Source organism: Burkholderia sp. BCC0405 (assembly GCF_902833075.1).
Lineage (GTDB): Bacteria > Pseudomonadota > Gammaproteobacteria > Burkholderiales > Burkholderiaceae > Burkholderia.
In genome coordinates this window covers 158,503-177,858 of the sequence record NZ_CADFEO010000009.1, presented here as the reverse complement: position 1 = coordinate 177,858, position 19,356 = coordinate 158,503, and the positions used below count along the sequence as shown (strand labels likewise).

Annotated in this window: 19 protein-coding genes; 8 read left to right on the top strand and 11 right to left on the bottom strand. The window is 64.9% G+C overall.

All coding sequences use genetic code 11. The features are described 5' to 3' along the window. Positions 1-463: 463 nt before the first annotated feature. Positions 464-1,123, bottom strand: coding sequence for a YdcF family protein (locus tag HWX36_RS17220; RefSeq protein WP_175953246.1), 660 nt, complete (start codon positions 1,121-1,123; stop codon positions 464-466). A gap of 234 nt (positions 1,124-1,357) precedes the next feature. Next, complete coding sequence (locus HWX36_RS17215) at positions 1,358-2,398, bottom strand: rod shape-determining protein (protein WP_175953245.1); 1,041 nt, start codon at positions 2,396-2,398, stop codon at positions 1,358-1,360. 270 nt (positions 2,399-2,668) lie between these two features. Here HWX36_RS17215 and HWX36_RS17210 point away from each other — a divergent pair, with 270 nt between their 5' ends. Continuing rightward, the gene (locus HWX36_RS17210) at positions 2,669-5,089 is read left to right on the top strand and encodes a patatin-like phospholipase family protein (protein ID WP_175953244.1); all 2,421 of its coding nucleotides are present in this window, start codon (positions 2,669-2,671) and stop codon (positions 5,087-5,089) included. Positions 5,090-5,146: 57 nt separating this feature from the next. On the opposite strand, the gene HWX36_RS17205 is transcribed toward HWX36_RS17210, so the two are convergent. From HWX36_RS17205 to HWX36_RS17195, 3 genes are all read right to left on the bottom strand, one after another. Then, positions 5,147-5,770 (bottom strand): NAD(P)H-dependent oxidoreductase, encoded by a 624-nt coding sequence (locus HWX36_RS17205; protein WP_175953243.1) that lies wholly within the window; start codon positions 5,768-5,770, stop codon positions 5,147-5,149. Positions 5,771-6,078: 308 nt separating this feature from the next. Further along, on the bottom strand, positions 6,079-7,209 hold the full coding sequence (locus HWX36_RS17200) for an ATP-binding protein (RefSeq protein WP_175953242.1): 1,131 nt from the start codon (positions 7,207-7,209) through the stop codon (positions 6,079-6,081). 64 nt (positions 7,210-7,273) lie between these two features. Next, positions 7,274-7,984, bottom strand: coding sequence for a response regulator (locus HWX36_RS17195; protein WP_166961862.1), 711 nt, complete (start codon positions 7,982-7,984; stop codon positions 7,274-7,276). 219 nt (positions 7,985-8,203) lie between these two features. Here HWX36_RS17195 and HWX36_RS17190 point away from each other — a divergent pair, with 219 nt between their 5' ends. From HWX36_RS17190 to HWX36_RS17175, 4 genes are all read left to right on the top strand, one after another. Continuing rightward, positions 8,204-9,118 carry a glutaminase gene (locus HWX36_RS17190; RefSeq protein WP_175953241.1) on the top strand — a complete coding sequence of 305 codons (915 nt, stop codon included), beginning with the start codon at positions 8,204-8,206 and terminating at the stop codon, positions 9,116-9,118. 437 nt (positions 9,119-9,555) lie between these two features. Continuing rightward, positions 9,556-10,944 (top strand): hypothetical protein, encoded by a 1,389-nt coding sequence (locus tag HWX36_RS17185; protein WP_175953240.1) that lies wholly within the window; start codon positions 9,556-9,558, stop codon positions 10,942-10,944. Positions 10,945-11,357: 413 nt separating this feature from the next. Beyond that, positions 11,358-11,735 carry a cytochrome c gene (locus HWX36_RS17180; RefSeq protein WP_175953239.1) on the top strand — a complete coding sequence of 126 codons (378 nt, stop codon included), beginning with the start codon at positions 11,358-11,360 and terminating at the stop codon, positions 11,733-11,735. Positions 11,736-11,959: 224 nt separating this feature from the next. After that, the gene (locus HWX36_RS17175; RefSeq protein WP_175953238.1) at positions 11,960-12,151 is read left to right on the top strand and encodes a hypothetical protein; all 192 of its coding nucleotides are present in this window, start codon (positions 11,960-11,962) and stop codon (positions 12,149-12,151) included. Between the two features lie 106 nt (positions 12,152-12,257). Here the strand turns inward: HWX36_RS17175 and HWX36_RS17170 are convergent, their stop codons facing one another. Continuing rightward, on the bottom strand, positions 12,258-12,644 hold the full coding sequence (locus HWX36_RS17170; RefSeq protein ID WP_175953353.1) for a VOC family protein: 387 nt from the start codon (positions 12,642-12,644) through the stop codon (positions 12,258-12,260). Positions 12,645-12,978: 334 nt separating this feature from the next. Here HWX36_RS17170 and HWX36_RS17165 point away from each other — a divergent pair, with 334 nt between their 5' ends. Continuing rightward, positions 12,979-13,614 (top strand): isochorismatase family cysteine hydrolase, encoded by a 636-nt coding sequence (locus HWX36_RS17165; RefSeq protein WP_175953237.1) that lies wholly within the window; start codon positions 12,979-12,981, stop codon positions 13,612-13,614. Between the two features lie 63 nt (positions 13,615-13,677). On the opposite strand, the gene HWX36_RS37200 is transcribed toward HWX36_RS17165, so the two are convergent. Together HWX36_RS37200 and HWX36_RS37780 are read right to left on the bottom strand one after the other, a co-directional pair. Continuing rightward, complete coding sequence (locus HWX36_RS37200) at positions 13,678-13,998, bottom strand: hypothetical protein (RefSeq protein ID WP_244136439.1); 321 nt, start codon at positions 13,996-13,998, stop codon at positions 13,678-13,680. Positions 13,999-14,004: 6 nt separating this feature from the next. Continuing rightward, positions 14,005-14,133 (bottom strand): hypothetical protein, encoded by a 129-nt coding sequence (locus tag HWX36_RS37780; RefSeq protein ID WP_347879218.1) that lies wholly within the window; start codon positions 14,131-14,133, stop codon positions 14,005-14,007. A gap of 57 nt (positions 14,134-14,190) precedes the next feature. Between HWX36_RS37780 and HWX36_RS37190 the strand changes: the two genes are divergently transcribed. Next, positions 14,191-14,604, top strand: coding sequence for a hypothetical protein (locus HWX36_RS37190; protein WP_347879221.1), 414 nt, complete (start codon positions 14,191-14,193; stop codon positions 14,602-14,604). A gap of 91 nt (positions 14,605-14,695) precedes the next feature. After that, positions 14,696-15,649 (top strand): fatty acid desaturase family protein, encoded by a 954-nt coding sequence (locus HWX36_RS17155; protein WP_175953236.1) that lies wholly within the window; start codon positions 14,696-14,698, stop codon positions 15,647-15,649. A gap of 28 nt (positions 15,650-15,677) precedes the next feature. Here the strand turns inward: HWX36_RS17155 and HWX36_RS17150 are convergent, their stop codons facing one another. Genes HWX36_RS17150 through HWX36_RS17140 form a run of 3 tightly spaced genes read right to left on the bottom strand, consistent with a single transcriptional unit; the run spans position 15,678 to position 19,355 of the window. Further along, on the bottom strand, positions 15,678-16,805 hold the full coding sequence (locus HWX36_RS17150) for an aromatic ring-hydroxylating dioxygenase subunit alpha (RefSeq protein ID WP_244136437.1): 1,128 nt from the start codon (positions 16,803-16,805) through the stop codon (positions 15,678-15,680). Between the two features lie 13 nt (positions 16,806-16,818). After that, entirely contained in the window at positions 16,819-18,417 is a 1,599-nt protein-coding gene (locus HWX36_RS17145) for a GH3 auxin-responsive promoter family protein (protein WP_175953235.1), read from the bottom strand. Next, entirely contained in the window at positions 18,417-19,355 is a 939-nt protein-coding gene (locus HWX36_RS17140; protein WP_175953234.1) for a fatty acid desaturase, read from the bottom strand. The genes HWX36_RS17145 and HWX36_RS17140 overlap by 1 nt, the downstream gene beginning before the upstream one ends. Position 19,356 lies beyond the last annotated feature (1 nt).

The window sequence follows — 19,356 nt, the reverse complement described above, 5'->3', positions numbered from 1 at the left end:
AGCGACTTTCTGGTTGATTTGATTCCCGCCCCGCTTTTGTCAGACAAGGCTACATCAAAAAAACAGGGTTTTCCAGTCGATCTTTTTCTTTTCGGATCAGGGGAAAATTGGCACGCATTTTTTACTTATTGGAGCGCTTAATACGTGAAATTTTGCATACCTCCTGCCGGGCAATTTTAATTTCCCGAATAAACACAATCTCCGCATCAGCGAGAAAATGATATTCCGAGACGATTATCCGGATAATTTCTCGCGGCGTAATACTTACGCTTCCGTCAGGCACCGGGGCAATATAATTCGCACCCGATTAATTCGCACCCGATCACTCGCCAGACCGGAACCGGTATGCCCCGTACTCGGCGGATCGCGGCGATTTCCGCCGCGCCTCGCTCCGACAACCCGTGCCGCCATCGATTGCTTCGCAGCGAAAGCGTCGACACGGTCACGGGAAAAGCGCGCCGCGCTACGAAAACAGGCGCATCAGATAAAGCATGGGCCGAAACGAAACCGGCCGCGCATCGGGATTCGCCCACAGCCGCACCGCATACACCGCATACGCCGGCACTTCGCGCCAGCTCGAGTAGACGTCGCGCAACTGGAAACGGCGCGGATACGCGGCGGAGATGTCCGCCCGCGCGATGCCGATGCGCTCGAACGCGAGGCGCGCCCGCGCGAGGTGGTAATACTGGCTGACGATCAGCACGCGCGACACGCGGTGCGCCTGCAGGTACGCGAGCGTGTGCTGCGCGGTCGCGAGCGTGTTGTCGCCCTGGTCGTCGACCGTGATCCGGTCGGCCGGCACGCCGCGCGCCACGAGATAGTCGCGCATCGCGGTCGCCTCGTTCAGCCCGGGGCCGTCGATCGCGCCGCTGACGAGCAACGCCGGGCACTGCCCGCTGCGGTAGCAGCGCACGCCGACGTCGAGCCTGGCGGCAAGCACGGGCTTCGGCGCGCCGGTCTCGTCGAGCGCGTTGCCGAAGATCACGGCGACATCGGCCGCCTCGCTCGGCATCCGCATCCCGTACGCGACGAGCGCAACGGCCGCGACGATCCAGACGCAAGCGACGACGGCCAGCAAGCGGCCCAGGCGGGCAAACGAGCCCCGTTTGGTGTGGTTTTTCAAGGTTTTCGATCTCTCAGGTCGTCGGGCGTATCGGCTGGCCCGGCCCCGGACGGGCGCGTAACGCTAGCACGCGGCGCGCTCGGGTGTCCACGCGACGGACCGATGCCGGACGACGGCCGGCCTACCGGCAAGTCGACCGGGGAAGCGTGCCCGGCGACGCGGGTATGCAACAGGGAGATCGAAAGAATGTCGCTGCGCGCGCCGCTCGGCGACGCCCGCCCGGCACGGCCCGGATCAGTCGACCTGGCACATCGTGAGCCGCCCCATCGCCTCGCCCGCGCCGCGCACGGCGCAGGTGGCCGGCTCGTCGGCGATCCGGGCGACGAGCCCCGTCTCGTCGTACAGCAGGCGTTCGAGATCCGCGAGCAGCGCGCCGCCGCCCGTCAGCACCACGCCACGATTCGCGATGTCGGTCACGAGCTCGGCCGGCGCGTTCTCCAGCACCGACTTCACCGCGCCGATCACCTGCTTGAGCGGCGCGGCCAGCGCGTCCGCCACATCGTGGTTGGACAGCTCGATCGAGCGCGGCAGGCCATCGCCGACACCCCGCCCGACCGCGCGCGTCGACCTGCGCGGCACCGCGCTGGTGGCCGAGCCGATCGTCTGCTTGACGTGCTCGGCCGTCTGTTCGCCGAGCAGCACGCCATACAGGTTGCGCACATGGTTGACGATCGCCGCGTCGAACTGGTTGCCGCCCACGCGAATCGCTTCACGGTAGACGATGCCGCCGAGCGCGATCACCGCGACTTCGGTCGTCCCGCCGCCGATATCGACGACCATCGAGCCAACCGGCTCGGTCACCGGGAGGCCCGCGCCGAGCCCGGCCGCGAGCGATTCCTCGATCAGTTCGACCTCCGATACACCCGCGGCGAACGCGGCCTCGCGGAGCGCGCGGCGCTCGACGGCCGTCGCATCGGACGGCACGCACAACGTGACCTCGACGCGGCGGCCGAAGCGCGAACGCGTGCGCGACATGTCGATGAAGCTGCGGATCATCTGCTCGGCTGCGTGCGCGTCGGCGATCACGCCGTGCCGCATCGGCCGCACGGCTTCGAGATGCCCCGGTTCGCGGCCGAGCAGCGCCTTCGCAAGCTCGCCGACGGCCTCGAGCGTCGGCCGCGCGTCGGTCACACCGGCGCCGGCCTTGCGGAAGCAGACGACCGACGGCTGGTTCAGCACCACCCCGCGTTCATGCGTATAAATCCGCGTACTCGCCGTTCCAGGATCGATCGCAACGGGTTGCGCAAACAACTTTCCGAACAGCGGTGTCGACATATCAAACCTTTGTAATCGAACAGGCCAAGGCAGCCGGGCCGCATTTCCGTGGCCCGTCCATGCCGCCCCATCACGAACTTAGCGGCAAATCGTTCCGATACTTTAGGCAATTCCGATGATTTTTTCGCGACTGAATTGTCAAAAATACTGTTCCGGACGCATCCGGCTACGCAACAGCCACTCGCATTGCGCCTGTAAAACACGGTAATCTCTCGGTCTTGCCTGCTCCCGGCAGGCCTCAGACGCCCGATCACGCCAGCTATTTCCACCATGACAGCGACCGTTTCCTCCCGCTGGGCGCGGTTGCGCCCGCTTTGCACGACGCTCGTCGCCTTCTGGTGCTGCACGGTCGCCGCGCAACCGCTGCCGGCCGCCGGCTCCGCCGCTACCGCCGCTACCGCCGCAGCAGCCCCGGCCCCGGTCGCTGCCGCCAGCGCGCCGGCTGCGGCGCCCGCCGCGGCCGGGCACACCTGCGAAGCCGACGGCGGCTCGGCCGGCCGCCCGTCGATCGGCCTGGTGCTGTCCGGCGGCGGCGCGCGCGGCTATGCGCACCTCGGGGTCCTCAAGGTGCTGGAGGACAACCGCATCCCGATCGACTGCATCGCCGGCACCAGCATGGGCGCCGTGGTCGGCGGCCTGTACGCGAGCGGGATGGCCGCCGGCGAGATGCAGAAGCGGCTGTCGGAGGTCAATCTCGCTGACATCGCGTTCGACGTGACGGAGCGCGCGGACCTGCCGCAAACCAGCCGGGAGGACGAGCGCCTGTACGTCAACGGGCTGACGCTCGGCTTCGGCAAGAAAGGCGTGAAGGCGCCGGTCGGCCTCGTGCAGGGCAACCGGCTGCAGGCGCTGCTCGCGAGATGGACAGCCGCCGTGCCGACCAACCAGCCGTTCGACCGCCTGCCGATCCCGTTCCACGCGGTCGCGACCGACCTGCAGACGGGCCAGATGGTGGTGCTCGACCACGGCTCGCTGCCGCTCGCGATCCGCGCGAGCATGGCGATGCCGGGCCTGTTCGCGCCGGCCGAGATCAACGGGCGCGCGCTCGTGGACGGCGGGCTCGTCAGCAACCTGCCCGTCGACACCGCGCGGCAGATGGGCGCGAACGTCGTGATCGCGGTCGACATCGGCTCGCAACTGCGCCCGCTCGACGCGCTCGCGTCGCCCGCCGACGTGATGCAGCAGATGGTCGGCATCCTGATCCGCCAGAACGTGACCGCGCAGCGCAAGCAGCTCGACGCGCAGGACGTGCTGCTCACGCCGGACCTCGGCTCGCTCGCGTTCACCGATTTCCAGAACGCGAAGCAGGCCATCGCCGCCGGCGCGGCCGCCGCGACCGCGGCGCTGCCGAAGCTGCGACGCTTCGCGCTCACGCCGGAACAGTACGCGGCCTACCGGTCGGCGCACGCGCAGCCACTGCCCCCGCCGATCCGGATCACGCGCATCGACATCAAGACCAGCGGCGGCGTGCCGAAGCGGGTCGTCAGCAACGCGCTGCACGTGAAACCCGGCGACACCTACGATCCGGACACAGTCAGCCAGGATCTGCTCGGGCTCACGACGGGCGGCAACTTCGAGAGTGTCACGCAGCAGATCGTGAGCCACGGCGACGAAAACGTGCTCGAGATCAACGCGCGCGAAAAATACTGGGGGCCGAATTTCCTGCTGTTCGGGCTCGGCATGTCGAGCAGTTCGACCGACGAGGGCGGCTTCCGCCTGCACGTCGGCTACCGCCGGCCGTGGCTCACCGAATCGGGGCTCGAATTCCGCGCGGACACGACGATCGGCAGCGACCTGCAATCGGCGCGCATCGAGTTCCGCCAGCCGCTGTCGATGGCATACGGCGTCTATCTGTCGCCGTACGCGGAATACCAGCGCCGCTACGCGAACCTGTACGACGACAGCGGCGACGTGAAGATCACGCAGTACCTGATGCAGACCGCGCGCGCCGGGCTCGATCTCGGCCTGCCGATTGCGCGGCTCGGCGATTTCCGCATCGGTATCGGTTATGTGACCGGGCACGGCTCGCCGACCTACAACCTGCCGTTCGATGACGGCAGCGGCCAGGCGCTGCTGTGGTCAAGCTTCACGTCGCAGGCGCTGACCGCGCGCGCGCGGCTCGTCATCGACCAGCTCGACGATCCGCTGTTCCCGCGCAAGGGCTATTTCACCGAGCTGCGCGTCGAGCGCTCGTTGGTGTCGCGCAACGGAGAGTCGGCGTCGGAGTTCGACGACAGCATCACCAACGCGCCGTACACCGAGATCTACGGTAAGGCGATGGTTGCGCAGCAGTTCGGCCGGCACAGCGTCAGCGCGACGATCGAAGGCGGCAAGAGCATCGGCGGCACCAACCTGATCAACGCGTTCAACTTCACGCTCGGCGGCTTTCAGCATCTGTCCGCGTATGCGGCCGACCAGCTGAACGGCAACGAGCTCGCGTACGCGCAGGTGACCTACATGAACCAGCTGATGACGTTCAACGCATCGCCGATCAAGGCGCTGTCGGTGGGCGCCAGCGCGGAAGTCGGCAACGTCTGGTCGAGCGGCCAGCAGATCGGCGGCGGCGCGCTCAAGCAGAGCTACACGTTCTTCACGAGCCTGTCGACCGCGTTCGGGCCCGTCTACATCGGCGTCGCGCTCGCGCCCAGCGGCCGCCGCAACTTCTACCTGCAGCTCGGCCGCACGTACTGAGCGTGCGCGGATGCCGTTTCGGCGGCATCCGCGTCTGCGTCGCGCCGCCCGCCCGGATCAGAACTCCGCCGCCATCGCGACCGCGCGGGCTTGCGCCCGCTCGATGCTGTCGCTTGCCCGCGCACTCCACGTGTGTTCGACGGTCAGGCTTCTGACCTCGCTCACGCCGATGAACCTCAACCAGAATTCGATGTAGTCGGCCTGATGCCGGAACCCGGGGTTGTCGGCGCCCGCGCCGGTTTCGCGGCTTTGCCCGCGCACATGGATCACCAGCGCGCGCGGAATCGCCAGCAGCGGCGCGTATGCGTGGCCGTCGAACGTAAACAGCATGTTGCGCTGGCTGACGAGATCGATCAGTTGCTTGAGCTTGTACGGATAGCCGAAATTCCACATCGGCACGCCGACGACGATCCGGTCCGCCTCCTGAAAACGCTTCACGAGCGACTGGATTCGCCGCCAGATCGACTGCTCGGCCTCATCCATCGGCGCGTTTGCGACGCCCTTGTACTTGGCGCCGATCGCGTCGCTGCCAAAATCCGGCAAGTCTTCTTCCCAGACATTCAGCGTATCGACGTCGATCGCGGCGCCCGTCTCCCGGTACGCATCGACAAAGGCATTGGCAACCGCGATCGAAGCCGACCTGGCGCCGCGAGGAGAAGACACGATATTCAAAAGCCGCATGATGGGTGACCCGGACAGGAATGCATGATCAACGGGGCGGCCAGCGTGGCGGCCCCGGCTTCACTGCTGCGTCGCGGGCCGCACGTCTTCATTGTCATGGATCGGCCCGCCCATATAATTGCAATTGCAATCGTAATGCAAAGCGCGCACGAGCGGCAACCGAATCGTCACGCGATTACGGTGCGGGAAGGTGTCGATACGGGAAGGTACGGCGTGAATGGCCGGCGACGCGCTCGAAACCGGCGCGCGCGGCTGGGCGCCGTCGTGCTGTTGTGACTGTCGAGGCCCGGCGCCCGTGCGGCGACTCGCTAGACCGGCCAGCTGATCTCGAAGCGCGCGCCGCCGAGTTCGACGGGATCGACGACCGCGATCCGACCGTTGTGCGCATGAAGCACCTGCCGCGTGATCGACAGGCCGAGGCCATAGCCGCCGGTGCGGCGGTCGAGGCGTACGAACGCGTCGAAGATCCGCTCGCGCTCGCTCTCCGGCACGCCGGGGCCGTCGTCCTCGACGAAGACCCCGATATTGCCGTGCACGAGCGAGATCCCGACGACGATCCGCGATTTCGCGTACTTGCTCGCGTTGCGCAACAGGTTGCGCATCGCATACGACATCAGCCGCCGGTCCATCTTCACGCGCAGATCCGACGCGATCGCGATGCGCGACTCGATCGCGCGCTCCGGATACAGCAGCTGCGCATCGTTGACCTGATGCTCGAACCACGCGACGGGGGCCGTCATCTCGAGGTTCGACTGCAGCGAGCTGTATTCGAGCCGCGCATACGTGAGGCTCATGTCGATCAGCTCTTCAAGCTCGGTCACGTCCTGCGCGATGCTCTCGAGCGCGCCCTGGTATTCGGCCGCGGAACCCGGTTCGCGCAGCATTTCGAGCGCGAAGCGCACGCGCGCGAGCGGCGTGCGCAGCTCGTGCGAGATGCCGTTCGTCAGATCGCGCTGCGCGGCGATCAGCCGTTCCATGCGCATCGCGAGCGCATTCAGCGTCCGCGCGAGCGGGCCGATGATCACGCTGTGCGATTCGCGCGCGCGCGTGTTGAAGCGCCCGCCCGTGAAATCGATCGCGCGCTCGCGCACCATCACGAGATCCGACCACACGGGCCGCATCCACCGGTACGCCGCGAGCGCGGGTGCGGCGAACACGAATACGAGCACGATCCAGATGTCGCCGGGCAGCGAATCGAACGCATGCCACACGACCTGCGGCGACAATTCGACGCACAGCGCGAGCGCCGGCACGAGCACGGTCAGCAGCACGAGGCCGAGCAGATGCAGGTAGGTGCGCACGTAAAGGCGCGACCAGCTCGGAATACGATCGGCGCGCGTATCGGTCCACGCGCGGCGGAAATGCAGCCAGCGCCATTTGACGTAGCGCAGCGGCGGCAGCGGCGGTGCATCGGGGTGCGAACGGGTTCGTCGGATCATCTCGGCTCCCGGCCGGCGGGTGGAATGCCCGCGCGGAACGTGACGGCGTCGTACGAACGCCGCGTCATTCCCACGCGTGCTTGCTGAATTGATAGCCCTTGCTGCGGATCGTCTTGATCCGCTGCGGGTTGCTCGCGTCGTCGCGCAGCTTGCGGCGCAGCTTCGAGATGCGCCCGTCGATCGTGCGGTCGAGGCCGTCGAACTCGACGCCGCGCAACTGCAGCATCAGGTCGTCGCGGCTGACGACTTCGCCCGCATGGCACACGAGCGCCCACAACAGGTCGAATTCGGCCGACGTCAGGTCGGGCGTGCTGCCGTCGGGCAGCACGACGGAGCGGTCGGTGCGGTCGATCGAGAACTTGCCGAACGCGTAGCGCTCGGGCTGCGGCGCGGTGCTCTCGGCCGCGCGCGCGGGCGCACGGCGCAGTTGGGCCTTGATCCGCGCGAGCAGGATGCGCGGCTCGACCGGCTTGTGGACATAGTCGTCCGCGCCGAACTCGAGGCCGAGCAGTTCGTCGAACGGCTCGTCGCGCGCCGTCACCATGATGATCACGCCGTCGTACTGCTTGCGCGCCTCGCGACAGATTTCGAAGCCGTCCTTGCCCGGCAGGTTCACGTCGAGAATGACGAGATCGGGACGAATGGACAGGATCGCCGGCACCGCGGCGTCCCCATGCAGCACGGTGTCGACTTCATAGTCGTTCTTGCGCAGGTAGCCGGCGATCAGCGTGGACAGGCGGGTGTCGTCTTCGACGAGCAGGATGCGAAAAGACATGGGCAGCGGTCGGTTCATCGGGGAAGCCGCGGCGGCGCCGGCCGGTGCCGGACGCCGGCCATTGGCCGAAACGTACCGCATGATACTGCGCCCGCAGACTGCCTGTTCAGAGGTCTTGAGAATAAGGGCGCGATATCGTCCGCGCTTGACGAATCGGCGCCGGGACGGTTCCATACGGGCTCGCTTGAATCCTGGCCGCTTACCTACCCGCCTGACTCGATGAATTACCAGACTATCCTCGAACGCATCCACACCGAACTCACCCCCTGGATTGGCCGGGGACGGGTTGCCGACTACATTCCCGAGCTCGCGAAAGTGCCCGCCGACAAGTTCGGGATGGCCGTCGTGACGCTGGACGGAAACGTTTGCACGGTCGGCGACGCGGACGAGCGCTTCTCGATCCAGAGCATCTCGAAGCTGTTCGCGTGCACGCTCGCGTTCCAGCTGCTGGGCGACGCGCTGTGGGAGCGGGTCGGCCGCGAGCCGTCCGGCACCGCGTTCAATTCGCTCGTGCAGCTCGAAAGCGAGCGCGGCAAGCCGCGCAACCCGTTCATCAACGCCGGCGCGCTGGTTGTCACCGACGTGCTGTGCCGCCGCTTCGTGCGGGCCGAGACGGCGCTCGTCGAATTCGTGCGGCGGCTGATCGGCACGAACGACATCGACTACGATTCGCGCGTCGCGCAGTCGGAGCTGCAGCACGCGGAGCGCAACCGCGCGATGGCGCACTTCATGGCGAGCTTCGGCAACATGCAGATGCCGCCCGACACGGTGATCGACGCGTACTGCCGCCAGTGCGCGATCACGATGAACTGCGTCGAGCTGGCGCGCGCCGCGCTGTTCCTTGCGAACGGCGGCGTCGCGCCGGTCACCGGCGAACGGATCGTCGATTCGAGTTCCGCGAAAAGGCTGTCGGCGCTGATGCTGACCTGCGGCACCTACGATGCGGCCGGCGATTTCGTGTATCGCGTCGGGCTGCCCGCGAAAAGCGGCGTCGGCGGCGGGATCGTCGCGGTGCTGCCCGGCGAGATGGCCGTGTGCGTGTGGGCGCCGGGGCTCGATGCGAACGGGAACTCGCTGGCAGGGACGCTGGCGCTGGAGTGGTTGACGACTTATTCGGGAAGGTCGATTTTTTGAGGGGGCGGAGTTAAGTGCGCCTCACCTAGCGCAACGGCGGCAGATTCATGTCGGCGCGCACCGGCGCGCTCAATGGGGGAATTCGGCCATCGGCAGCAATCGCCCCCAAACGGGCGATCGATCCATCGCGAGCGAAACGGCCACTCTCTATGTATATCGGTCGCTCGCTTATCCTGAATTATCGACGGCCGCTCTGATATGGCTCGTACCAGCCAACCGGGCCACCGATGGCCGTTTGCAATCGAAAACTTGTCCGAGTTCCGACGTACACTTGCCTTGGTTTAATCTCAACCAGCCTGCTAGACCAAAAAGGACAGGTCCCGAGGTAAACTATTCTAGTTCGCCGCCAAGTCAGCGATAAGTGGAAAATGTACCTAGCACGGAATGCGCCGTCCACACCAAAATATTTTATAGAAAATAATTTTTCGGGGTTTGCAATGACAAAAAATCAATTGCGCATGCTCGTAAGGGCTATAGAAAATGTGAGTGACAGGGATGCCGACTCTGGAGCTTTGCGCAGAAGAGATAGCACATCTTTCGATGAGGCTATATGCTCCCCGATACTTTCTTATCTGGTAAATCCATATGAAGAGGGCTATTGGGAGCTCAAAGGTGCATGGGATAATTCGTCGCCACTGTCCCTCTATCTAATGGAGAGACTTGGAACACTCAGCGAGCTGGAGAAAAATGGGGAGACGGAGCGATTCCTGCCTGCCGTTACCGCAAGAAAGCTCGGCGAGGATAGTCGAGCGGAGTTGTTGCGATTAACCAATCGCTTGAGCCCCATAAATGTCCTATTTTCCGTAATGACCAAGAAAAAGGCGGGCATCACTGTTTCAAATATTCCAAACATCGATGCATGGATAGAAAAGATTGACCCGGTAGAATTTTGCGATAAATTCAATAGTGCGGTGAAGATATTTGAAGAGAAGGTGTTATTCGATGGGTTTAGATCGTCAGTTTTTCCGAATCGTCTATTTCAGATAAAAAACGGCCTGATATCATTCCTTCAGCTCCCTCGCATCGACGGAGCGTTATGCTTGGCAGCCATTCAAAAAGCCGACGTCTGCGCAATGCAAGAATTCTATTCAGCTATTGGCGTGCTTCAGAATGCAACTGTGAGCCGTGTGTTTGCACCTGATGATAGTCTATTTCGGCCATATTTCGCAATGGTGTCTGGCGTTCTTTTGAGCCTAATTGACGACCGCCAGATATCTAGTGCTTTTACACGAGCACTGGATTATTATGAGGATAATGATTTTCAGCATTGCGTTAGCACCCTTGGGTTAATAGCCGAGGATTATCTTCAGCGCATATACGTCAGCCTTTTGAGGGAGCAGATCCCAAGCAACTTAACGCTTGGCCAGACGTTGGATCGCCTGCATAAAAATATCGACGAACAATTCCCAAATGGGAAGATGACTCAATCGACCGCTGACACCTTGTTTGATAAAATTAGAGCGATTGACAATGATTCCGACATGGAAGGGATAAAACCAATCCTCCGGGAGTTTGTTTCTCTCATCAAGAGCGATCGATCATATTACGGAACAAAATTCGACGAGCTGACGAAGCCGAAGTCGCGCCGAACGCCTTTTCCGAGTCATGTTGGCGAATGTCTTAATGAACTCTTAAAGTGGCGAAACGCGGCATCTCACAACAGCCGGGTTCCACTTGGCGCACATGAGGCCGATAGAACGCTCTACTGCCTTGTTAGCCTCATTAGTTGGTGGCAAAAGCAAATTACGACCCTTGATTGGTCGAGGGGCAAATTTGAACTAATCGAACAGCTAGTCGATACTGCCAAAGGAGCCACGGCAAAATGAAAAATCGAAAATAGTGATATGGGGGAGGTGGGAGGGAGAAGTGACGCCCGATCTCGACTAGGGACGTCCGATATAGAGACAAAGGGCGCCACTCGAGTGACCGGTTCGTTGATTGGACGCATGACTGAACTGGTCGAACCCGGTCGTCGAAAGTAGCGCGGCACTCGCCCGCTTGGTCGGCGCCCGGACGACATAGTCGGTTTATATCGTCGGAGTGCCAGCACGCTGGCGCTGGAATGGTTGACGACTTATTCGGGAAGGTCGATTTTTTGAAGTGGCGGAGTTGGGCGTGCCTCATCATCTGGCGCAATGCCGGCAGGTGAATAATCGGCGCGCCCAATGGAGAACTCGCCATTCGGCAGCAATCGACCCCACCGAGACGTGCACCGGTTCACACAACGAGACCACGAAAAATGAAAATATTCCTCGTCGCTTCATTATTAGGAATGTCATTGCTTGTTCAAACATCACCCGCCTTCGCGGATAGTGATAACGGGAAAAAGATCTTCCTGGCGAGATGTGCCATGTGCCACGGAGCAGATGCCAAAGGAACAGGACCATTGGCCAATAAAAGCAACCCACCCACGCCTGATCTAACGACGCCCGCCTTCAAAAAACGACTCAACGATTATCCAGGCGTTATTGTCTCGTCAGTCATACTTCGTCCAAACGGGGACCTGATTCCAAAAACGTTGCGGGAAAATGGTGTAAAACTGCCACCCCACCCCTGGACAGTCAAGGATTTTCGCGATTTGAATCAATACATGAGCGGATTGATTTTAAGGAAATGAATACCTTGATGCGAGTTTATATTGCCGGAATGTCAGCACGCTGCCGCTGAAATGGTTGACGACTGATTCGAGGCGGTCGTTTTCTATCGTGCCGATACCACGCACGATTGCCCCATGGCAACAGCGGCGGCCGGTTGATATCGGCACGCGCCGGCATGCTCATGGACGAATTGCTTTGCAATGACCCTGGCTTATAGCCCATTGCGTCCACGGATAACCTCACGATGCATTCGAATCTGCTCACGCTGCCGCCCGGTGTCCACACCGGCGTGCAGATTCGGCCGCGCTGGCCCGCGCGACACGTCCACGTGGATGCGGATGTCCTGGGCAAGCTGCAGGCGATGCAGGCCGCGTTGCCCGCGCCGGAATCACACCCTGATCCTGACACCAGTCCGAAAGCGTCCGCGCGTAAGTAGACTTGCCGGCACCTTGCGGCCCAAAAACGATATGTACCACTGCCAGGAAATCCCCTTCCTCGAGGTCGAGCGCCATCGTGGCGCCTTGGAATTGTTCTCGGCTCGGTCAGTCGGCCGGCGCGAAATTCAGCTCGACGCCATTGCCTGCCGGATCGCGGAAGAAAATCTGCATCTGGCCGGTGAGCGGAACGTAGGCACGCGTGAACACCACGTTGGCATCGGTCAGATGACGCGCCATTTCGGCGGCGTCCGCACAGGAGAACGCAACATGATCGAACGTATTGGCAACGTTTGACGGGCGCGACTCGCCCGGCCGCGCTTCCGACAGATGCAGCACGGCCTGCGTGCCCGCATACAACCAATACCCGAAGCTCTTGAACGGCGGACGAAACCCTTCCTGCAAGCCGACGATGTCGACGTAGAAATCGCGAAGCGAATCGAGTGTCTGCCGATCCGCCCGCAAATTGTAGTGACTGAATCCGGTAACTGGCATGACGTGTAGCTCGTGTTGGCGCAACGTGACAGGAAATGGCATCGCGCCGGGCATTGCCGCTTCGGGCACGCTCCGCGCGAAAACGGCAAGCCGGCAGTGGCAAGCAATCGCGGCCGACGATCGACATGGGCATCGCACGACCGTGAACGACCGTGGGCCGATAAAGCGCACGCCAGTATATTGCGGCGGCGCAGGGACGTGGCGCCGGTTTGGCGGGGATGGCCGCGCGACGCGGCAAAACGCCCCTACGAGAATCGCATCGGCAAGCGCCCCGATTTTCCGGTACAAATCGGGAACGCTGAAATTCCCCGCGGGCAATCGGAGACACTCGTTCATGACTCGGCAAAACGCACCGGATATCGCAACGGCAACCCGCACGACTCCCGGCGACAGCCCATCCGCGCCGATTCCCGCCATCGTGCCGTCAAGCACCGCGCTGCTCGTCATGCATTACCAGACCGACATCCTCGGCCTCTTCCCGTCCGTCGCGCCCGGGTTGCTCGCCAATACGCGCCGGCTCTGCGATGCGGCCCGGGCAAGCGGCATCGGCGTCTGGTTCGCGAACCTCCGGTTCAGCCCCGGCTATCCGGAAATCAGCCCGCGCAACAAGAACGGCCAGGGCATCAAGCAGCTCGGCCTCTTCGTCGACGACGGCCCGTCGCCGGAACTCGGCCGGCAGCCCGGCGAGCCGCTGATCGTTGCGCATCGCGCCAGCGTGTTCTTCGGCACCGATCTGCAAGCGCGGCTGGTTGAACAAGGTGTCGATTCGCTGATCATGGTCGGCATCGCGTCGACGGGCGTCATGCTGTCGTCGATCGCCTACGCGAGCGACGCGGACTTCCGCCTGTACACGGTCAAGGACTGCTGTTACGACCCGGACCCAGTGGTCCATGAGCACCTGTTCTCCACCGCTTTCGAATCGCGCACGACGGTGCTGTCGCTCGCGGACGCGCTGCGGCTGATCGAGTAAACCAGCGTACGCGCGAGCGTGACAGGCCGGCGGCTCGACGCGAATCGGCCCGCGGCATAACACCTACCGGGCCGTTCCGATCCCTTTCAGGATGAGGTCGACGCCGGCCACGAACTGCTCGCGCTCGTCGTGCGCGGCCAGTTGCGCCGCCACCTTGCGCACGAACGGACATTCCGCGGGATCGAGTTGCTTCCACCGGCCGGCGACGGCCGCAACGATCTCCGGCTGCGCCGGATCGCGCGAATGCAGGCGGGCGCCGGCCGCGTATTGGCCGGCCAGCCCGAAGATGGAGTGCATCAGCGCGGATGCCGCGTTGAATTGCGCGGGCCCCGGCACGCCCAGCACCTGCAGAGGCCCGCCGACGCTTTCGAGAATCCGCAGCACCGCGTCCTACCACGGCGCGCGGAACAACTGCGCGCCCACCCACGGATGTGAGCTGAACGCATCGAACAGACGCAACGCGACGCGACGGATCGCCTCCGCCGCATCGCCGTCAGGCGCCGCCGACTCGTCCGCCATCGCGCCCGCGATCACCCGATCCGCGGCCGCCGCGAGCAGGTCGTGCTTGTCGGCGACATGCCAGTAGATCGCGCCGCTTCCGGTCACCAGGTGCGTAGCAAGCGCGCGAAACGTCAGCGCGCCTTCGCCGTCGTTGTCGAGGATGCCGATCTCGGCGACGGCCATCCGCTCGCGGGACGCAGCGTTCCCGACTTCGAACTGGCCGACGGAACCCGGCTCGGCGAACACGTCAGGCACGGCAAAGGTGTGCTGCTGGACTTCGATGGCGGAAGGCCGTTTCAGGCGCTCGCCAATCGCTGGCGCGACCGGATCGCCTATCTCGCCAGCGATGCGAAAGACCGGTTGGGATTGCGCGCCGTGCTCGTGCGGCCCGACGGTGTCGTCGCGTGGGCCGGTGACGATGCTGCGAGCGCCGACGAAGCCGCGCACGCTGCAGCGCGATGGTTCGGCAAGCCCTGCGCCGCGCGTTGAATGCGGCCGCTCGTCGCCTGAGGAATCCGGTGTATATTGCCGACCGATACGCCTGCATGCGCGCCGTCGCCGGTGTGCCCGACCTCATCGAATGCCAACGCCATCCGCCCTGCCGACCCCTGCCGAACTGAACCGCACGCTGCCGTTCGCAGCCGGTGCGCGGCCGTGGCGGCTCGTCCGCTATGCGTGCATCGACTGGCTCGGCATCCTGCTGTGCTGGGCCGCGATCCGCTTCGTGCCGAATCCGTTCGTCCATGTCGCGGCCGTGTTACTGATCGCGGGCCGGCTGCAGGCATTCGGCGTGATCCTGCACGATGCCTGCCATCTCCCGATGCGGCGCATGACGCTGCCGCTGGCGCTCGTCGAAGCGCTCGCCGGCTGGACGATCGGTTCGTCGATCGCCGCGATGCGCTATCACCACCTGCGCCATCACCGTGCGGTCGGCACCACCGAGGATCCGTACCTGCACCGGCTGGCCGCGCGCGGCGGCTGGGTGCGGCGTGTGATGATGCTGCGCGGCGCGCTGCTGCCGGTCTGGTGGCCGCTGCGCGCGCTGATGGCGCCGCTTGCGCTCGCCTGGCCCGCGTTCCGGCCGTGGTATGCGCGCGGCTTCATGCAGGACCGCTCGCGCCAGGATCTGCGCCGTCACCCTGAAGTCATCGCATGCGCGCGCGCCGACCTGCCGCATTGTGCGGGCTATCTGCTCGCGATTGCGGCCGTCGTGCACTGGGATCTGCCGTTCTTCACGTACTACGGACTGCCGTGGATCGTCGGCGGCATCATGAACGCGAACCGCGTGCTGCTCGAACACCAGCACGTCGAGATCGACGAACGCGCGCCGGAATCGATCTGGCGGATGACACGCACGATGACGTTCGGCTGGATCGGCAAGCTCGTGCTGTATCCGCGCAATATCGGCTATCACCAGGTGCATCACGCGTATCCGGCGCTCGCGCTCGAACATCTGCCGGCCGTGCACCGCTACCTGACGGACGGCGCCGCATTCGCGCCGCCCGCGCCCGGCCAGGCCGGCTCCACACGCTAGACGCTAGACGCCCTGCGTCGCGCGGCGCCTACAGCTCGAAGCGCATCACCTTTTCGCCGCACTGCGCGGCCGGCAGCGGCTCGTCGTGCTTCACCGCATCGAGCAGCCGGTCGATCGCGACGTGCACGATGTCGGCGCGCACGTTATGCGGACGAAAGCCCGGCGCGTTGTCGAGGCCCTGCCGGTGCGCGCGCATGATCCGCACATCCTGCTGGATCACGAGATGCGTGTACAGGTTCAGCAGCGGACGCAGCGCGCGCAACATCCAGCGCGGCAGCCGGAAGCGATACGCGATGTACGTATAGACGCGCGAGCGGCGCGCATCGATCGGCGTGATCTGGCTGACGATCAGGAAACCGGAACGTTCGCCCCACAGATAGTCGCAGCGCGTCACGTTCGGCGCGATGAAGCGGTCGACGTGCGCGAGCGGCACGCGATCGGGGTTCGTGAGCCAGTCGAGACAGAAGCCGATCTTGTCGTCGCCGTCGTGATACGTGACGGCGACGCTGTCCGGCGTCGTCGCGACCGTCGCTTCCATCGCCTGGCCACGGCTGCTGCGGAAGATCCCGTCGTGCACGAATACCGTATGCGGCACGTCCATGAAGTTCTGCGCGAGCATCGCGATGTCGCCGTCGAACGTGTTCACCATGAAGTACGACTGCCACGGCGCGACGTCGCAAAACGGCATCCGGAAAATCGCGCGCGCCGACGGATTGCCCGTACCGAGATACACCCACACGAGCCCGTCGAGCAACCGCACGGGCAGCGTGCGCTGCCGGAACGGATAGCGGCCGGGCGCGCCGGCCGGCTGCGTGCCGTCGATGCTCGGCACGTGGACGACCTGCCCTGCGCCGTCGTAGCGCCAGCCGTGATACGGGCACACGAGCGTGTCGCGGTCGACCTTGCCGGCCGATAGCCGCGTGCCGCGATGCACGCACTGGTCGATCAGCGCGGCGACGCGGCCGTCGCGTTGCCGGAACAGCACGATGCCGGTATCGAGGATCCGCACGCCGAGCGGCTTGTCGCGCGGGAGTTCGCGTTCGGTGCACGCGACGAACCATTGCTCGTGCAGGCCGTCGGCCGGCGGTGCCGGCTCGCGCGAGCCCGCCGCATCGCGCGACGGGCAATCCTGCCCGCATCCGCGTGGTTCGATCATGTCGTTCATCGCGTCATTCATTCGTCATCGCAAGCAGCGCATCGGCCACCGGCAACCGCGTCACGAGTGCGCACGGCTTCACGTCGCCCGCACGGATGCCGGCCCGTTCGGCCGCCTGTTGCAGCAGGTCGCCGAGCCGCTCCGGCGATCGGCCCAGCCGTCGCACGCGCAGCGTGCCGAGCTGGCCGAGGCGGCGTGCGTGCGCATAGTGGAACGCCTGCACCAGTTCGGTTTCGACGGCTGCACACATGGCGCCGGCCGCGTCCGCACCGATTTCGCCGGCGACGCACAACACGTAATGCGGCAGCCCTTCTTTCGCGACACACGGCACGATGCACGCACCGACTTCGCCATGCTGCCCGCGCGCGCGATTCAGCGCATCGGCCGCAATCCGTTCGTCGAGCTTCTCGCCGACGAGATCGGCGCTCGCCGCCGCGCGCCCGACGAACGCAATGCGCGGCGTGCGCGCGGTCATGCCGACCACGCGCACGCGATCGCCAAGCGCATAGCGATACAGGCCACCGCCGGTGGTCAGCAGCACCTGTGCGTCGTCGCCGGGTCGCAGCCCTTCGACGTCGCACACGCTGCCGTCGTCGCGCATGAATTCAAGGTAATGGCTGCCGATCGCGAGCGGGCAACCGTCACCGGCGCCGAACGGAATGCTCGCGACGCCTTCAGTCGCGAACAGCCCTTTCGGCAGCCATTGCACCTGCGGAAACCGCACGCGCAACGCGTCGGCGTAATGCTGGCTCGGTCCGTCCAGCCAGCAGCTCACGGCGGCCAGGCGCGGCCACAGCGCACGGCAATCGCCATTCCCGATCGCACCGCGCAGCGCCGCGCGGCGGTCGGCCGGCAACGCCGCCTCGACCCATGCGAGGTCGCGAGCGCCGTCGGCATCGTCGCGATCGAACAGCGGGCGCAGCACGCTCGTCAGGAAGGTCGGGCTCCATACGCTGATGAACGCGAGCGCTTCGTCCGCGACGAGCGCGCGCAGCGTCTCGCGCCGCCACGTCGCCGCGTTGCCGGTCAGCGGCGGCACGAGCAGCGTCGACGCGAGCGCGGCCGCGCTGCTGTCGCCGAGGTAGTCGAGATCGCTCGCCGAGCCGACCGGAATCCCGTTGGGCGCGACACCCGGCGCCTGCAGCGGCGGCGACATCGACCAGTACGCACGCCCCTCGCCGAGCGCCGGACAAGCGCGATACATGTCGGCCAGCCATACGATCATCGCGGCCTGCAGTTCGCGCAGGAACGCGGGCGTATAAGGAATCCGCTTCTGGTGCGCGGTGCTGCCGCTCGTCCGTTCGAGGAACACCGGGCGCTCGGCGGTCAGCACCGGTTCCGTTTCGTGCGACACGCGATCGAGCCACGGCAGGAAATCGGCGGCCGCCTGCACGGGCACGCGCTCACGGAACTGCGCGGGGCCATCGATCCGGTCGAAGCCGAACCGGCGGCCGAACGCCGTATCGCGGTTCGCGGCGAGCAGCGCCATGAGCCGCCGCGCCTGCGCGTCCCCCGGCGCTGCGAGGCCGGCCTGCCAGCGATCGACGTCCGGCCGCGCGGCGCGCGCGAACGTGCGCCATGCGTCGACCGGGCTGCGTACCGAAGCGTCCATCAGAAATAGGTCTTGTCGAGTTGCGCGAGATCGTCGGGCAGCCGGCGCGGCGGCGCGAAGATCGTGAGCCAGCCGTACCACAGCGGCCGTGTCTCGCGCAGGTCCGACACCGCGTGCATGTCCTGCCAGCGCAGCGCGGGGCGGCGATGATGCGTGAGGTTGTAGTTGAAGTTCAGCAGCAGCCAGCGCACCGGCGTCGGCGCGCGCATGTTGTACGTGCCTTCGACGACGTCGAGCGGCGTGCGCATGTGGTACACCCATTGCAGCGACGACCACGAGAACGCGAATGCGAGATACGCGACCAGCACCGCCGACACCGACCAGTCGAGCAGCCAGCCGGCCAGCAGCCATGCGCCGACTGCCGCGAGCGTTTCGTAGCGGATTCGCCGGAAGTCGGCCGTCGTGAATTCCTTGAAGGCGGCCGCGTAGGTGTTGTCGTCGCCGCGCGCGGCGAGCCGCTGCATCGTTCGGCCGGGCACCAGCGCGAGCACGAAACTGCCGACGAAACCGCCGAGCCAGATGCCGCCGAGGATCGCGGCGTAGTATTCGATGCACTTGCGCAGCAGCGATTCGTCCGCGGTCGCGAAATCCGCCCGTTCGGCGCGCGTGCGGTTGCGCACGTGATGGCCGAGATGGTTCACGTGAATGAGCGTCGCGGCCGCGCCGAACATCGTGGACGCCCACCACATCATCATATAATTCGCGATCGGCCGGCGATGCCCGAACCCGTGGAAGGTTTCGTGCATCATCGAGAACACGCCCTGCATCACGAGGCAGAACGGCACGAGCGCGAGCCACTTGATCGCGCCGACGCCGGTATGCGAGAGCCAGGTGAGCGTGCCGGCCCACACCACGCTCTGCAGCGCGAGCACGAGCAGGTTCGCACGATCGTAACGTCGGGTCTGCACGGCAGCGGCTGGCGCGCTCGGTCGGTTCATG

Coding starts and splice junctions, on each gene's coding strand:
- HWX36_RS17215 (WP_175953245.1), bottom strand. CDS start 2,398: ATGTCGACACCGCTGTTCGGAAAGTTGTTTGCGCAACCCGTTGCGATC.
- HWX36_RS17145 (WP_175953235.1), bottom strand. CDS start 18,417: ATGGACGCTTCGGTACGCAGCCCGGTCGACGCATGGCGCACGTTCGCG.
- HWX36_RS17150 (WP_244136437.1), bottom strand. CDS start 16,805: ATGATCGAACCACGCGGATGCGGGCAGGATTGCCCGTCGCGCGATGCG.
- HWX36_RS17200 (WP_175953242.1), bottom strand. CDS start 7,209: ATGATCCGACGAACCCGTTCGCACCCCGATGCACCGCCGCTGCCGCCG.
- HWX36_RS17155 (WP_175953236.1), top strand. CDS start 14,696: ATGCCAACGCCATCCGCCCTGCCGACCCCTGCCGAACTGAACCGCACG.
- HWX36_RS17165 (WP_175953237.1), top strand. CDS start 12,979: ATGACTCGGCAAAACGCACCGGATATCGCAACGGCAACCCGCACGACT.
- HWX36_RS17180 (WP_175953239.1), top strand. CDS start 11,358: ATGAAAATATTCCTCGTCGCTTCATTATTAGGAATGTCATTGCTTGTT.
- HWX36_RS17170 (WP_175953353.1), bottom strand. CDS start 12,644: ATGCCAGTTACCGGATTCAGTCACTACAATTTGCGGGCGGATCGGCAG.
- HWX36_RS17210 (WP_175953244.1), top strand. CDS start 2,669: ATGACAGCGACCGTTTCCTCCCGCTGGGCGCGGTTGCGCCCGCTTTGC.
- HWX36_RS17175 (WP_175953238.1), top strand. CDS start 11,960: ATGCATTCGAATCTGCTCACGCTGCCGCCCGGTGTCCACACCGGCGTG.
- HWX36_RS37780 (WP_347879218.1), bottom strand. CDS start 14,133: ATGGCGGACGAGTCGGCGGCGCCTGACGGCGATGCGGCGGAGGCGATC.
- HWX36_RS37190 (WP_347879221.1), top strand. CDS start 14,191: ATGCCAGTAGATCGCGCCGCTTCCGGTCACCAGGTGCGTAGCAAGCGC.
- HWX36_RS17205 (WP_175953243.1), bottom strand. CDS start 5,770: ATGCGGCTTTTGAATATCGTGTCTTCTCCTCGCGGCGCCAGGTCGGCT.
- HWX36_RS17185 (WP_175953240.1), top strand. CDS start 9,556: ATGACAAAAAATCAATTGCGCATGCTCGTAAGGGCTATAGAAAATGTG.
- HWX36_RS17190 (WP_175953241.1), top strand. CDS start 8,204: ATGAATTACCAGACTATCCTCGAACGCATCCACACCGAACTCACCCCC.
- HWX36_RS17140 (WP_175953234.1), bottom strand. CDS start 19,355: ATGAACCGACCGAGCGCGCCAGCCGCTGCCGTGCAGACCCGACGTTAC.
- HWX36_RS17195 (WP_166961862.1), bottom strand. CDS start 7,984: ATGTCTTTTCGCATCCTGCTCGTCGAAGACGACACCCGCCTGTCCACG.